The 14,521-nt window shown below is 69.4% G+C and carries 11 protein-coding genes and 3 pseudogenes; 7 read left to right on the top strand and 7 right to left on the bottom strand.

The features are described from left to right. Positions 1-23 precede the first annotated feature (23 nt). From StrepF001_RS12590 to StrepF001_RS47730, 5 genes and pseudogenes are all read right to left on the bottom strand, one after another. The gene (locus tag StrepF001_RS12590) at positions 24-392 is read right to left on the bottom strand and encodes a DUF6233 domain-containing protein (protein WP_240797441.1); all 369 of its coding nucleotides are present in this window, start codon (positions 390-392) and stop codon (positions 24-26) included. A 72-nt stretch (positions 393-464) separates the two neighbouring features. After that, positions 465-1,412: a hypothetical protein gene (locus StrepF001_RS12595; RefSeq protein ID WP_129798303.1), complete on the bottom strand. Its 948-nt coding sequence runs from the start codon at positions 1,410-1,412 to the stop codon at positions 465-467. Between the two features lie 414 nt (positions 1,413-1,826). Continuing rightward, a complete protein-coding gene (locus StrepF001_RS47725; RefSeq protein ID WP_240797442.1) occupies positions 1,827-2,297 on the bottom strand; it encodes a hypothetical protein in 471 nt (156 codons plus the stop codon). A 168-nt stretch (positions 2,298-2,465) separates the two neighbouring features. After that, positions 2,466-2,933 (bottom strand): hypothetical protein, encoded by a 468-nt coding sequence (locus tag StrepF001_RS12605; RefSeq protein ID WP_129798304.1) that lies wholly within the window; start codon positions 2,931-2,933, stop codon positions 2,466-2,468. Positions 2,934-3,201: 268 nt separating this feature from the next. Beyond that, positions 3,202-3,510, bottom strand: a pseudogene (locus StrepF001_RS47730) (DUF4277 domain-containing protein); the annotation flags it as partial. 122 nt (positions 3,511-3,632) lie between these two features. Here StrepF001_RS47730 and StrepF001_RS12615 point away from each other — a divergent pair. Further along, positions 3,633-4,868, top strand: a complete 1,236-nt coding sequence (locus StrepF001_RS12615) for an IS701 family transposase (protein ID WP_129798268.1) — start codon at positions 3,633-3,635, stop codon at positions 4,866-4,868. A 229-nt stretch (positions 4,869-5,097) separates the two neighbouring features. Here StrepF001_RS12615 and StrepF001_RS12620 read toward each other — a convergent pair. Next, positions 5,098-6,633: pseudogene (locus StrepF001_RS12620) on the bottom strand (IS1182 family transposase); the annotation flags it as partial. 210 nt (positions 6,634-6,843) lie between these two features. Here StrepF001_RS12620 and StrepF001_RS12625 point away from each other — a divergent pair. Then, positions 6,844-7,041: pseudogene (locus tag StrepF001_RS12625) on the top strand (HNH endonuclease); the annotation flags it as partial. 682 nt (positions 7,042-7,723) lie between these two features. Here StrepF001_RS12625 and ligA read toward each other — a convergent pair. Continuing rightward, entirely contained in the window at positions 7,724-9,808 is a 2,085-nt protein-coding gene (ligA, locus tag StrepF001_RS12630; RefSeq protein ID WP_240797443.1) for an NAD-dependent DNA ligase LigA, read from the bottom strand. 606 nt (positions 9,809-10,414) lie between these two features. Here ligA and StrepF001_RS12635 point away from each other — a divergent pair. The 5 genes from StrepF001_RS12635 to StrepF001_RS12655 all read left to right on the top strand — a co-directional run bounded on the left by StrepF001_RS12635 (position 10,415) and on the right by StrepF001_RS12655 (position 14,441). Then, positions 10,415-12,145 (top strand): YIP1 family protein, encoded by a 1,731-nt coding sequence (locus StrepF001_RS12635; protein WP_240797479.1) that lies wholly within the window; start codon positions 10,415-10,417, stop codon positions 12,143-12,145. 480 nt (positions 12,146-12,625) lie between these two features. Beyond that, positions 12,626-12,874, top strand: coding sequence for an antitoxin MazE7 (locus StrepF001_RS12640; protein WP_129798306.1), 249 nt, complete (start codon positions 12,626-12,628; stop codon positions 12,872-12,874). A 3-nt stretch (positions 12,875-12,877) separates the two neighbouring features. Further along, on the top strand, positions 12,878-13,261 hold the full coding sequence (locus StrepF001_RS12645) for a toxin Doc (protein ID WP_129798307.1): 384 nt from the start codon (positions 12,878-12,880) through the stop codon (positions 13,259-13,261). A 139-nt stretch (positions 13,262-13,400) separates the two neighbouring features. Further along, entirely contained in the window at positions 13,401-13,634 is a 234-nt protein-coding gene (locus StrepF001_RS12650; RefSeq protein WP_129798308.1) for a hypothetical protein, read from the top strand. 75 nt (positions 13,635-13,709) lie between these two features. After that, the gene (locus StrepF001_RS12655; RefSeq protein WP_129798309.1) at positions 13,710-14,441 is read left to right on the top strand and encodes an A24 family peptidase; all 732 of its coding nucleotides are present in this window, start codon (positions 13,710-13,712) and stop codon (positions 14,439-14,441) included. Positions 14,442-14,521: the final 80 nt, after the last annotated feature.

Here is a 14,521-nt window from a genome sequence, read left to right on the forward strand (position 1 = left end):
ACCACAGACCCGACCACGGCTGGTCAGGAGTCGGTGATGCGGTCGAACCCGCTCAGCATCGGCGTCAGCTCCTGAGCGCACCCGCACAGCGTGCACAGCCGCGTCCCCGGGTTCTCCGCGACATTCAGCGCGTGCTCCACATCGAGCAGAGGTGCGCCCTGCGGCGCCTCTTCGCAGTCCGGCGTGTGCAGCACACCCCGGGCCGGGCCCCGCCCCTCGCGCACCTTCGCCAGCACCCACCCCGAGGGCCAGCGCTCCCCGAGCACCTCGCGGACCGCCGACTGGGGCGAAGGCTCCAGCCGCTCGGTGGCGACCTGGTCGTAGTCGACGCCGTCGACCGGCCGCACATGGTCGGGGGCGCGGACCCACACCCGGTACTCCGCCGCCTCCACGCCGCCGTCCTACTGGTGAAGGGGCAGTGTTCCGGCCTTGCACGATTCAACGGCCGCGCAGGGCGCCCTGGCTCAGGCAATCCCGCTCATGTCCATGTACCTGTCCCAGCACCGCCGGCAGATGTCCTCTTCTGCCTGGGGTAGGAAATATTCGAGGCAGCTGCACAGACGCAGGCCAGTGAAGACTTCGGTGCAGTTGAAGCACATGTCGATCGGCTCCCCTGGAGCTGCCGCAGTGCGCACACCGACGACGAGTGCTCGAGTCCAGCACTCGGGGCAGTCACCCGAGGAGACTTCGTCCTCGATGCTCACCGTTTCGAAGGTCTCCGCGTAGGCGTACGCGAGATGTTCGCTGTTCTCCCAGTCGCGTGGGCAGAAGTGGCACCTGCTGCCTTCTTGCTTCACAACAAGTGCCCACTCGTAGCAGGAGGGACATCGCACCGTTGTATCGGCGAGCCCCTTGAGCTCATCACGCAAGCGGGTGCGCCGAGCCTCCACAAAGGTGCCGATGTCTCGCACGCCTCGGCGCACGGCGTCCATCTCTTCCTGCATGGCAGCGAGCTGCTCATCGCCGAGTGCGGGCAGCAGGTGCTCATCAACGAAGCGCAGGAGGAAGTCCAGCACGCTCGCCGCTCGCTTCTCCACCAGGGCGACTGTCTCCTGGAGACCCCAGTGCTGCAAGCGGTTGCGGAGTTTGGTCAGCTCCTCTACCGCTTCGCGGTCATCCTTCCTGACGGGAACCCCGACCATGTCAGCAAGTCTGCGCATCGACTCAGCGACTGTGGCGCTCTCGAATTCGCCCCGGTCGTACTTCTCCTTGGTGCACTTGCTGAGGTCCTTCACGACCAGTGACCAGTGCTCTATCTGAAGGCGAGCCTTAACCAGCACCTCGGTGGCCGCCTGAAGGTGAAGAACCGCGTACTTCAGGTCCCGCGGGGTCACCTCAGCGTCGGCTCGCGCAAGCCGGGCGACAACCTCCGAGAGGTAGTCGATGCCGTTCGGAACGGGTAGGAAGTCCACCCGGGCACCGTCCGCGCCTTCGCTTCTCTCGCCCGAAGATCTCCCTCGGCTCATGCCCCACCCCTCACGGAATCGCCCCTCTGGCCGGCGAAGCCGGCCAGAGGGGAAGACTAACCAGCATGGAGGCGGTTCGCGGCCGCAGAGAGGCTGTAACTCTCTGCCTAGGAGACTGTGCCGTCGCGCCCGGTCGGCGAGAACGCCTCAAACCAAAGGCCCCAGGGAACAGACCATGGCCTCCCCGCGTAAGTCGCCCGGCGACCGCCCAGCGACATCGCCGGATACGGAGCAGAGGGAACGCTGCCGCGGATCTGATGTACACCAGGACCATGAAGACCCAAGAAGCATTCTGCGTGCGATGTGGCAGTGCAGACACCCGAGTTACCCGTCTAGTCCCGGACTTCGCGGGTCACCGTTTCAGGTCTGTGGCCAGCGGGTTTGGCCGATGTCGGTGTCAAGGAGGTCGAGGAGGTGGAGTTGGACGCCGCGGGTGATCTGGACGGTGGGCGGGTCGGTGACGTTGCCGATCCGCAGGGTGAGTTCGCCGAGGTGGTAGAAGATCATGCGGCCGGTGGGGCGGACGCGGCGGTTGTCGGGGTAGAGGCCGCTCATGGTCTGCTCGGGGCCGAGCGCCCGTCTGACCTGCCGCTCGATGAGGCAGAAGACCAGCAGGGCCAGGCAGATGACCTGGATCAGGGCGGCAACGCGCCGGTTGTGCTGCACGAAGACCGGCGCGACCGCGAGCGGGCCCTTGAAGTCGTGGTATCTGCGTTCGACCGCGCCCTGGCCCTTGTAGTGGATCAGAATCTGCCCGGCGTCCGCCTGGTCGGCGGGGACGGACGTCAGCAGTGCGTACCAGCCGTCGACCACGGCTTCGGCCTTCAGCACGCTGGTGTCGAAGTGCCAGGCCAGGACCCGGGGTGCCGTCCTCGTTGTCGGTGACGGTCCAGCGCAGGCAGTAGGTGACACGGCGCTTGGCGGCGATGACACCGATCCGGGCGACGATCTTCTCCCGGGTCCTGTAGTGGCGCCCGCCAGCCGCAGCGGTGAGCTTGTTCAGGTCCTCTGCGGCCTTGGCCAGGCGTTTGTCCCGGGCGGCTTGCTGGCCGGCGGCGTTCGCGGTGGAGTGGACCAGGATCCGCCGGACGGTGAGCGGCGGATCGCTCTTGCGGGGCCCGTCAGGGGTGTGGGTGTCCTCCAGCACGCGGTAGGTCTCGCGCTGCCCGGCGGGCTTGCTCGCTCCCGGTCCGGCGTCCAGTCCACGACGGTGGCCTGCGCGAGATCGAGGGCGGCATAGACCTCGTCCTTGACCTGCGCGGCCGGGGCCGGGGCGATGAAGTGGACCCCGGCCGCCAGCAGGGCACTGACGTTGGAGTAGGACACCAGCTTGGAGTCGGCGACCATCAGGAAGTCGCGTTCGCCGGCCATGGTCCGCAGGTCCTTCATCGCGCCGACGACCTGGCTGACCTCGGCCGCCCCGCCGAAGACCCGGGCATGGAGCGGGATGCCGCCGTCGGCCGACACTGCGAGTCCGGCCTGGACCTGCTTCAGATCGAAGCGCCGGTCCTTGGGATGCCCGTAGCCGCTCAGCGGGTAGTCCTCGTCCTGGCCTCGGCGGGAAGGCCCCGTGCACGGACATGCTGGTCATGTCCCAGTGCATCCGCGCCACATCGACCCCGAACCCACCGATCGCCCGTGCCCCGACCGTGCCCGCGATGTGCTCCAGGTGCGGAGCGACCGCATCCAGTGCCCGGGCCAGACGGTCATCGTTGAGCAGACCGGGCTCGATCCCGAAGACCTCCTCCACCGCCCAGCACCTGGCCCAGTCCTCCACCCGCACCAGCGGCGCGGGCGACGTCAGCCGGTTGGCCACCAACGCCTCGATCACCTGCCCGTGCGTCACCAGCGCACTCGCGCCACCAGGACACACCTCGTCGACGATCCCGGCGACATCCAGCCGGCGCAGAAACTCGGCAGCGACAGGCAGAGCGCCCAGACGCTTCTCCACCACGGACGTCACCGCCACTTCAAGGCGCTGACGCTGAGACGTGGCCGCGGGGACCAGGAAGTATCGACAACACCCCACCCAACGCCACACCACCGGCCCGGGACACCCCCGGACCGGTCACACCATACGAATCAACGACCCGCGAAGTACGGGTCTAGTAGGGCTTGGTTATCTTGGATGGGGAATGGTGTGTTGGCCTTGCGGAGGTGAGGGCCATGACCCCGCGGGAGCTGGTGGAGGCCCAGGACCGGCTGGCGGCGTTCGCGGCCGAGGTGTTCGCCCCGCTGGGGCGGTCCGACCAGCGGCGGTGGGGCGAGCGGTATGTGCGCGGGCTGCTCGGCGAGGGGCGGCGCAAGTCGATGGAGCCGATGGCCGCCCGGCTGGGGGTGGACCGGCAGGGGCTGCAGCAGTTCCTGGCCGACGCCCCGTGGTCCCATCAGATGGTGCTGGCCGAGCTGGCCTGGACGATGGAGCCGGTCATCCGCCCGGCCGCCTGGGTGATCGACGACGTGTCCTTCCCCAAGGACGGCCACGCCTCCCCGGGGGTGGCCGCGCAGTACTGCGGCGCGTTGGGCAAGACCGCCAACTGTCAGGTCGCCCCGAGCGTGCACCTGGTCACCGACGCCGCCTCCTGCCCGGTGAACTGGCGGCTGTTCCTGCCCCAGCAGTGGGACGTCGCCGCCGCCCCTGCCGAGGACGCCGACCAGGTGGCTGAGCGCCGCCGCCGTGCCCACATCCCCGACGAGGCCGGGCATGTCGAGAAGTGGCAGCTGGCCGTCGACATGGTCGACGAGCTGCGGTGCTGGGGGCTGGACCCGCCGCTGATCGTGGCCGACGAGGGCTACGGCCAGGACGGCGCCTTCCGGCTGGCGTTGGAAGAGCGCGGCATCGGCTACGTGGTCGGGGTGCGCTCGGACACCGCGGTGCTGCCCGAGACCGCCCTGCGCACCGCTCCGGCCTGGTCGGGCACCGGCCGGCCCCCGGTGCCCCGCTACCGGCAGGCGCCCACCTCGGTACGGGAGCTGGTCGTCCACGGCGGGCGCGGCGCGCTGCGCACGGTCACCTGGCGCCAGGGCAGCAAGGGGCCGTTGCGCTCGCGGTTCGCCGCGCTGCGGGTGCGCCCGGCCGGGGTGCGGCTGCGCCGTGCACACCCCGGACAGGACCTGCCGGTGTGCTGGCTGCTGGCCGAGTGGCCCGCCGGCGAGAAGGAGCCGACCAAGTACTGGCTGTCCACGCTGCCCGCGGATGTCCCGCTGCGGCACCTGGTGCGCTCGGCGAAGATCCGCTGGCGGGTCGAGCACGACTACCGCGAGCTGAAGACCGCCCTGGGCCTGGGCCACTTCGAAGGCCGCACCTTCAACGGCTTCCACCGGCACCTCACCCTGGCCTCGGTCGCCCAGGCGTTCTGCACCCTGGAGCGGCTGCGCCCTCCAGACCCGGCCGCGGCCTGACGACCTACCAGGTCGTGGCCGGACTGCAGGTCCTGCTGGCCTGCTGGACGGGGCAATGCCCTCTGTGCCGGACACCGCTGCCCTCGCCCCAACACACCAGATCCGCCCCAACCTAACCAAGCCCTACTAGAAGGCTGCTGAAAATCTTGTTGAGGGCTGTCCGGTCGTGGGCCGGGCGGCCCTTTTCGCTATGCGGTGGCGGGGGTGAGGTGCCAGGGGTGCCGGTTGGGGTGAGTCCGAGGTTGATCAGTCGGCGGAGGTTGAGGGCGGCGGCGCGGTGGTGGAGCCAGATGTTGTTGGCGATGATGCCGCGGTGGGGGACGCGGCGGTTGCCCTTGGCGGCCAGCCAGGCGATGGCGCGTTCGACCGGGGGCCGCCATCTGCGGTATTCGGCCTGCCAGGCCGGGTCGGCCGCCTCTCGGCGGGCGGCGGTCAGCAGTCCGTGCTGGGGATGGACATTGAGGGTGCGTCCGGTCTTGGAGGTGGTGCAGCGCCCGCGCAGGGGGCAGCCGGCGCAGAGGCGTTTGAACTGGGCGGTGCGGGCGCCGTCCGCTTTGACCTGGCCGAGGTTGGCGGTGCGTCCGGCCGGGCAGGTCGCGGTGCCGGCGGCTTTGTCGATGCGGAAGTCGTCGATGGTGAAGCCGCCGGGGACCACCTGCCGCAGCGGCGGTGGCTTGATGACCAGGGAGTGGCCCGCGGCCTGCAACTGTTCGCGCAGGTCGCCGGTCCCGTAGGCGGAGTCGCCGAGCACGGTTAATGCGCCGTCCTCCCCGTCCAGCAGATCACGGGCAACGGCCGCTTCGTGGTTGCCGGGACCATGGCCGCCGGTGAGGGCGACGGCGGTGAACAGCCCGCTCTCCGGCTCGAAGCAGACGTGTCCTTTGAAGCCTTCCTGGTGGCGGGTGCGGTTTTTGTGGATGTGCCGGGCGTCGGGATCGACGGTGGACACCGTCCGGTCGGGCACGGTGCGCCGGGCGATGCGCCAGCGCCCGTCGCGTCCGTCGGAGTCGGGGGCCGGTTCCACGTCCTGCCCGGCGACCAGGGCCAGCAGCCCAACAGCGTTCGCGGCCTTCTCGCCCAGCTCCCGCTCGGGCAGGTGCCCGAGCAGGTTGATCGCGTCGGTCACCAGCGCATCGACCAGCGCGGCGCGCGCCTGCTCGTCGTTCCAGGCGATCTTCGGTTTGCCCGGGTCGGTGTAGTCGTGCGCCCGGCAGTGCTCCGCGGCGGTCTCCTGGGCTCCGGGGACATCACGGGTCACCCGGCGGACGGCGGAGATGATCTGGGTGACGGTGTCCTGGGTGGCCACCGCGTCATCGAGGACGGTGGAGTCCAAAGCGCGCCGCTGCTTGCCCTTGAGTACACCGGTCGCGGCCACCACCTCCTTGACCTTGCTGAAGATCCGCATCGGATCGGCCGAGTGACGCAGGCGGCGCCGAAAGTACGTCAGGAGCGACGGATCGAACGCGGTGTCGTACAACCCGAGCCCGCAAGCAGCCTTCCACCGCAGGTCACACCGCAGTTCCTGGACCGTCTCGAAGTCCGACAGCCCCTGCAGGCTCTGCAGCACCACGGTCGCCGCCAGCACCTGCGGCGGCAGACTCGGCCGCCCGTTCGCCGACGGATACATGTCCGCGAACATCGACGGCGGGAACAGCGCCTCACGGTGCTCGGCCAGGAACGCGAACACGCTCCCGGTCGGGATCAACTCCCGGCAGGTTTCCCACACATCCGGCCCGGCCAGCTCCCCGGCCCATTCCCCCTGCATGCCTACAAGACTGGCCCCGGCCCGGCCGGGCCGGGGCCAGAACCCGCAACATTTTCAGTGATCTTCTAGCCAGTTGGATGCGGCACGACGAACGCTAGGGAAGGCGGATCCCGTCAACCACGGCGAACCCACGCGCGGAACCACCACAGCCATCAGCTGACATGCAGGTTCCGGTTTACCAACGCTCAGGATTCCGGGAACCCGCGCGCTTCGAACCGCAGCAAGGCCGACCAGGACCCGGCCGAGTGGCTGCCACCCGCCGCCGACGTGCACTGCCGCTACGCCGCCGAGTGGGTGGGAACGAAGCTGCGCTGGAACCTGGCTGCCGACGAAACCGAACTCGCCGCCCTGCACGACGTCGCCGCAGGCTGCCCAGGCCAGGCGGTGACGTACGAGCCCGTCGCATAGCCCCATCACGCCCCGCCGCCCTCGGGCGGCCGGGGCTAATTCGCGTGCCCGCTCTCCGGTGCATGGCTACGGTGGAGGCGTCCAGGTGCGCAGGCTGCGGCTACTTCTCCTGCCAAGAGGGAGACGCGGGTTCGAATCCCGCCGCCGGCCCGGCCGGTGTCGTCCAGTGGCCCAGGACACCAACGTCGCCGCCGCCGATCTTGATTTCTGGACACTTCAGGCACGAGCCGCCCGCCACAGGGAGTGAGTCGGGCGGCCCGCCGCGCTCACTGCTCCCACGCCTCCGGCCCGCCACTCGACCAGCACGGACTACCCGCATCCAGGTGCAGCCAGCCCGGGAAGGGGGCGTTGACACTGTCAGACGCGCTGAGCTGATTGATGGCTTCCCGGGTCTCGGGACAGGTTCGGCCAGCCCGGATTTCGGGGTTTGCATCAGGGTGTGCAGAAAGAAGCCGGGTGACTTCGGGGTACGGGCAGAGGGAAGCCCTGGGGCCGATCGAGGGCCATGACGCCCAGGACTCCCTCTGCCCAGCCGCCTGCGGCGGATGCGCGTCCCCACCCTCACGCCGGTGCAGGGATGGGGGCGCCGGCTGACTCACAAGACGGTCGCTGGCTCAACGTCTGTGCCCGGCCAACGACACGGCTGCGTCAACGGGTTGACGCAGCCGTGTGCCTCTTGACTTCAGTCGATGAAGTCGGCGATGAGGACGGCGAATTCGTCCGGGGTGGCCAGGCGGATGCCGAGGGTTTCGGCTTTGGCGCGTTTGGATCCTGCGCCTTCTCCGGCGACCACCAGGGTGGTCTTCTTCGAGACGCTGGAGGAGGAGCGGCCGCCGGCGCATTCGATGGCCTCGTTCATCTGGTTGCGGCTGAGCTGTTCCAGCGCGCCGGTCATCGCGCCGGTGACGACCACCGTCATTCCTGCCAGTGGCCCGCCAACAGGCTCCGCAGTCGCTGCGGGGTCTGCGCCGCTGCCTGCCGGAGTGGACGGGGTGGCGCCGGGCTCGGTCAGGTTCACCCCGGCCGCGGCGAGTTTGTCGATGAGCGGGGCCAGGTCGGCGATTTCGGCGACGATGGACGGGGCCTTTTCGGTGCCGATGCCGTCGACCTGCTGCATCGTTTCCGCGTCGGCGGCCCGGATGGCATCCATGGTGGCGAAGTGGCGGGCGATGCGGCGGGACATGGACCGGCCGGTGCCGCGCACGCCGAGCGCGCACAGCACCCGCGACAGCGGCCGGCTCTTGGCCGTGGCCAGTGCGGCGAGGAGGTTGTCGGTGCTGGTCTCGCCTATCCGCTCCAGGCCCAGGAGCTGCTCGCGGGTGAGGGTGAACAGGTCGGCGAGATCGGCGACCAGGCCGGCGTCGACGAGTTGGACGACGCGGGTGTGGCCGAGGCCTTCGATGTCGAGCTGGTCGCGGCCGGCGGCGTAAGAAAGGGCGGCCACCAGGTGGCAGTTGCGGCCGTTCTCACAGCGCCAGCGCTGCTCGCGGGTGTCGATGCCGGAGCCGCACCGCGGGCACGCTTCGGGGAAGGCGATGGGCTGTTCGTCGCCAGTGCGCAGGTGGGCGACGGGGGCTTCGACGCGGGGGATGACGTCGCCGGCGCGATACACCATGACGTGGTCGCCCAGGCGCAGGTCGCGGCGGGTGATGTCGGCGGGGTTGTGGAGGGTGGCGTAGGTGATGGTGGAGCCGTCGATCTGGACCGGTTCCAGGACGGCGCGGGGGGCGATGATGCCGGTGCGGCCCACGTTCCACTCCACCTCCAGGAGGCGGGTGATCTTCTCGGCGGCGGGCAGCTTGTAGGCGATCGCCCAGCGCGGGGCGCGCGAGCCCGATCCGGCCGTCTGCTGGTCGGCGGCCAGGTCGGCCTTGATGACGACCCCGTCGATCCCGAACGGCAACGCCGCTCGCAGTCCGGCGATCTCCTGCACCCGGGCCAGAACCTGCTCGGCTGTGTCTGCGGTGATGCCGGGAACCGCGGTGGCGGCGGTGGTGTTCACCCCGAGGCCGGCGGCCTGGGCCATGAGATTGCTGTGCGCGCTCTCGCCCAGCCGGGCGGCGAGCGCGGTTTCGGTGCCCGGCAGGGGCAGCAGGCCGTAGCCGAAGAACGTCATCGGCACCGTGTAGGCGCGCTCCTTGGCGCGCAGGGTGCCCGCCGCGGCGCCGCGCGGATTGGCGAATGGCTGCCCGCCGTGCGCGGTGCGCACCTCATTGGCGTGCTCAAACTGAGCGGTCGTCATCAGGACTTCGCCGCGGACTTCCACGGTGACCGGCTCGCCGAGTTCGTCCGGCAGGCCCTCTATGGTGCCAATCGCGTGCGAGACATCCTCCCCGGCCGTCCCGTCCCCGCGTGTGATCAGCTGTCTCAGGCGACCGCCGGCGTAACGGGCGGCGACCGCGAGCCCGTCCAGCTTCGGCTCGACGCTGAACCGCTCGACCTCGTGCCCGACGCGCCGGGCCAGGGACGCCGTCCAGGCGGTGAACTCCTCCGGCGAGAACACGTTGTCCAGACTCAGCATCGCCACCGTGTGCGGGACATCGCCCTCCACGGCGCCGCCGGCGACCTTCCCCGTCGGAGAGTCGGGCAGCACCTGATCAGGATGTTCAGCCTCCCACGCGGCGATGCCTCGCACCAGCCGGTCGTAGGCGTCATCGTCCAATGACGACGTCCCGCCCGCGTAGTAGGCGGCCGACGCCTTCACCGCGTCCTCGACCGCCTGCGCGTAAGCGGCGGCATCCATGATCACAGCTGCAGGTGTTGTCATGCCCGTCATCCTGCCTGCCACCACTGACATCGCCCGATGCCGCAGGACGGAAGAACGACCGCGAAGAAGACGGGGCGGAGGCCGCGCAGCGCCCAGCCGCACATCTCAGCACGAGCAAGAACGCGTAGCACCCTGGAGGTGATCTTTCGGTGACGCCCGTGAGCGGGCGCAGCGGCTGTAGGCCCACGTTCGGAATGTCCCGTTCCGGTGTGGCGACCTTGGCTTCTCACGGCTGTCTCATCCAAGGGCCACGACACTCTGTCTCACGATCTTGTCCCTTGAGGTCGTCCGGCGGTCAGTGACCGCGCATGCGTTGGTCGTATTCCGCCGCTGGTTCGCCAGACCCATCGCGGCGCGGCGTCGTCAGGCTTGGCGAGCCGACGAACACCAGTGGTTCAGGAGGCGTACGCGACTTCCGATCACTTCTCCGCAGTTGGTGGTGAGGGCTCGGTGTTGGGTGGTCGAGTGCGCCAAGACATCTCCATAGAGACACAGGGCGAGTGGGGCGACGGCGGTCTCTTCTGCGTGCCACAACGCTCTGATACAAGCCAGGATGTACAGGGTATGGGTGCGCACAGTGACGTCGGTGGGGAGGGGAACGCGACCATGGGCATCGCGAAGCCAGGCGACAACGATGACGATCTGCCGGACTGGCTGACCGCAGCAGAGGTCGGGATGTGGCGGGCGTTCCGCAACGGGAGCGTGTACGACCTGAGCAGCGGGGACACCGTCGTCGACGATCCGCACGGCGGGCATCTGTGGGGCCCCGAGCGGACCGTGCGAGCCCGCATGGTGTGCTGGCTGCTCCTCGACGGACCGCCCGCCCTCGCCGGCCGCGTCTCCTCGCTGAAGCTGACCGGCGTGCGGATCAGCGGCAGCCTGGACCTCGCGGGCGGCTCGGTGACGCCCTACGTCGAGCTGCGGGACTGCCGCTTCGAGCAGGAGGTCCTGCTCCCGGAGGCCCGGTTCAAGACCGTACGGCTGGTGAACTGCTCGGTGCCGCGGCTGGAGGCGGCCCGGGTGCACACCGAGGGCGACCTGCACCTTCCGCGCTGCCGCTTCCTGGGCGGGGCCCGGCTGACCGACGCGCAGATCGGCACCGACCTGCTGCTCAACCAGGCCGTCGTCCACCGGGACCGGCGAGGCAAGTCCCTCATCGGCGACGGGATGACCGTCGGGCAGGACCTGCAGGCCGAGATGCTGGTGTCGTACGGCGAGTTGAGTCTGCGCGGCGCGAAGGTGGGCGTTTCGCTCAGCCTGCGCGGCAGCCGGCTGGTCAATCCGTACGGGCCCCAGGCGCTGAACGCACCGCAGCTGACCGTCGGGCGCACCTTGTATCTGACCCCCACGGGCCACGTCTACCCCGTGCAGACCAGCGAACTGCCCCCCGCGCGCGGCACACAGGTGCAGCGGTTCGAGTGCCAGGGCGGGATCCGGCTGGATGACGGCCGGTTCGGGGACGCCGTGGACTTCGAGCAGGCTCGTCTCATCCTGCACGACGACCAGGAGGTTTCGCTGCGCCGTGTCCAGACACCGGAACTGCGTTTCACCGTGGAGCGGCCAGAGCGCGGCACGATCGTCTTGAGCGGCATGAGGGTCGGCAACCTGGTCGACAGGTCGGCGAGCTGGCCGGGACCCGGCCAAGTGCTCATCGACGGATTCGTCTACGACAACCTGATGCCGGTCGGCTCCTTCCCGCTCGAGGAACGCCTGGCCTGGCTGGCCGACGCCACTTCCGAGTACAGCTCCCAACCGTACGAGCAGCTCGCTGCCACATACCGCCGTACCGGCGACGACCACGCCGCCAGCCGGGTCCGCCGTGCTCAACGGCGGCGGCTGCGAGCCGACCTGCCGTGGCCGAGGCGCGCGTGGCATGCGTTGCGGGATGTTCCAGGTATCTCGGTGACGCTGTGGGCCATCATCGTGATTGCGTTGCTGGTGGTGGCCTGGCTCAGCACGCGAGCGGTCCTACAAGACATCAGCAACAGCGCCGAACTGGGTCCTTCCGACGCGCCTCCGGTGGTAGTAGCCATCGTCAGCGTCATCACAGCCTCCGGAGTGCTCATCGGCGGCATTCTCAACGGACTCGCCAAGTTCGTCAGAGCCCGCGGGCAAAACGCCTCCGACATCGTCCAGGCTCGTGGACAGGCCGACGCCGACCTCATCCGAGCCCAGGCCGAGATGAGAAGGGCAGAAGCCGACATCCTTCGCGCCCACGCAGGTCTACCCCCGGCAGAGCCGCTCCCACCCGACCCAAGCATCACCCCGGGGACCGACCGCATCGCCCCTCCTGCCCGCTCCGGAGACGAAGACGGGGCGGCCCTATCGCCGCCGTGACCGTCATGGGCTCCAAGCCCTGCTCATCCTTCGGTCAGCGGCCCTAACCGGAACCCGGTCTCCGTGGCCGGAACCAACGACGTCCTGCGCTACGGCGTCGCGGCCGCATCGTCCCGTTCACGGTGTCCAGCGACGACGTGACTGAGGTCGTTGTAGGGCGGTGGGGCGATTTGCGGGACTTCACCTACCCCGCCGACCACCGCCATCCCTTCCAGGTGGATCTGCACTAACTCGACCGAAGCAGACGCCGCCCAGCTCCGAGCTCGAGGCAGTGAGAATCTGGCAGGCCGATGAGATCGAGTGGGAATCCGCCAGCTTGGAGGCGACAGGACACGTGTTCGTCTCACTTGGGCGTCCCAAGGGCCTGACAAGGGCCATCACCGATGAGAAAGGGACATCCGAAACGCGAACCTACAGCGGCGCATGCACTCGCAAGCGAGTAGGTAGCGCAGCGCGTATACCGTGCGGGATACTACGGGTATGGCTGAAACCACTGTCAAGGTCGACACGAGCACCAGGGACACCCTGCAGGGCCTCGCCGCCGCCGAAGGTCTGTCTGTAAAGGCCTACCTCGCCAAGGTGGCTGGGGAGAAGGAACAAGAGCGGGCGCTGCAGACGGCGACCGCCGCTTTCCGCCGCGTGATCAGCGAGCCCGGCGTCATGGAAGCCTTCGATGCCGAGTTCGGCGGGCTGCCGTCCGCCGCGCACGACACCTCGCGGGCGGCCTGACCTGTGCCTCCCGTCGTGCACGTCGACTACCGGTGGTTCCTCGAGCGCCAGGAGGACATCCTCCGGGACGACCTGACCGTCAACGACTTCTCGGTCCTCGTCGGCATGGCCCAGCGCCACCGGGTCGACCCGCCCCGGCATGATCAGCACCATCCCGACGCCTTCTGGCGGGCTGCGGTCATGCTGGAGGAGTGCGTGCTGCTGCGCCCACTCCCGGCCCGCAATGAGGTGTACGGATATGGCGTCGCCATCGCCTACCTCGAGGCCTCCGGAGAACGCGTGGACACGAAGTTCGAGCTCTGGCGGGAACTGATCTACGACATCCGGGGCCTGCGGCTGGACTCGTACGGCATCGCCGAGAGGCTGCGTTCCTGGCGCCAGGCCTGACCCTGACCGGCGCTGCGTATTCCACGGAGAATCGAGGGTTGCTCGCTCGGCGGACCGGGCCACGTGCTGCGCAGTCAGCGCAGCACACCGAGGTAGCCGAGCCCAACTCTGGCGACGTTGCCCGGCTACCGTGGAGGACATGGTCAGGGAACTTCGCATGGAGCTTGCTGAGGAACACTACGAGCAGCTTGTGCGCCAGGCGCGCGAGCGGCACGAGGATCCGACGGTGTACGCCGGACGCGTCCTGGCCCAGGAGCTCGACAAGGCACGGTTCCTCGAAGGCAGTGCTCTCTTCCTCAGCACGCCGGGTGTCCGCGAGGAGTTCGCCAGCCGGTTCGGCCCGCAGCCCGGCGCGGCCGCGTCCGCGGCGTAGGGCGGGCAGCGACGTAGTGGATCTCTTGGTAGTGCCGTCCTAGCCCGGCACCGGCGAGACCCTAAGCTCCGTCCGGTGGAGACGTTGCTGATCATCACGGCTGCCGCCTTGTGGGGCTGCGGCGCGGGCGTACTCATATCCCGTCCCGCGTACCGGTTCTCCGTGCCGCCCGAGGAATCCTGGCGATCGGCGTGCCCGGCCGGCCATCCCCTCACCGGAATCGGCAACGGCTGGCTGGGGCGTGCTCGCTGCGCCGCCGGGCACGCCGACGGGCCGAGCACGTTCTCCGTCGCATCCGTCACGGCCGTGGTCTGCGCGCTGCTGGCGGCCGTCACCGGGGCCCGCCCCGAGCTGGTGGCCTGGCTGCTGCTCGCCCCGGCCGCCGTGCTGCTCGCCACCGTCGACTTCGCGGTGCACCGGCTGCCCGACGTGCTCACCCTGCCGCTCGCTGCGGCCGCGCTCGCCTTGCTGGGCGTCGTCGCGGTGCTGTCCGGCGCCGGCGGCCGCTGGACGTCCGCGCTGCTCGGCTCCCTCATCTTGGGAGCCTGCTACTTCGTGCTCTTCCTGATCAGCAAGGGCTTCGGGTTCGGCGACGTGAAACTTGCCGTCGCCCTGGGCGGTGTCCTGGGCTGGTACGGCTGGGCGATCGTGCTGATCGGGACGTTCGCCGGGTACCTGTTCGGCGCGCTGTATGGCATCGGCCTGATGCTCGCGGGCCGGGCCGACCGTACGAGCAGGATCCCGTTCGGCCCGTTCCTGCTCGCCGGGACGTTGGCTGGCGTGCTCCTGGGCTCCCACGCCCCCTGAACCCCGGGCTCCCGGAGCCGAGGGGGCGCTGGATCGGGTGCTTTGTGCTGATGGCGCACGGGGCGGGCTTCGTGCTGACT

Origin of the sequence: Streptomyces sp. F001 (assembly GCF_004187715.1) — a bacterium.
Classification (GTDB): domain Bacteria; phylum Actinomycetota; class Actinomycetes; order Streptomycetales; family Streptomycetaceae; genus Streptomyces; species Streptomyces flavusporus.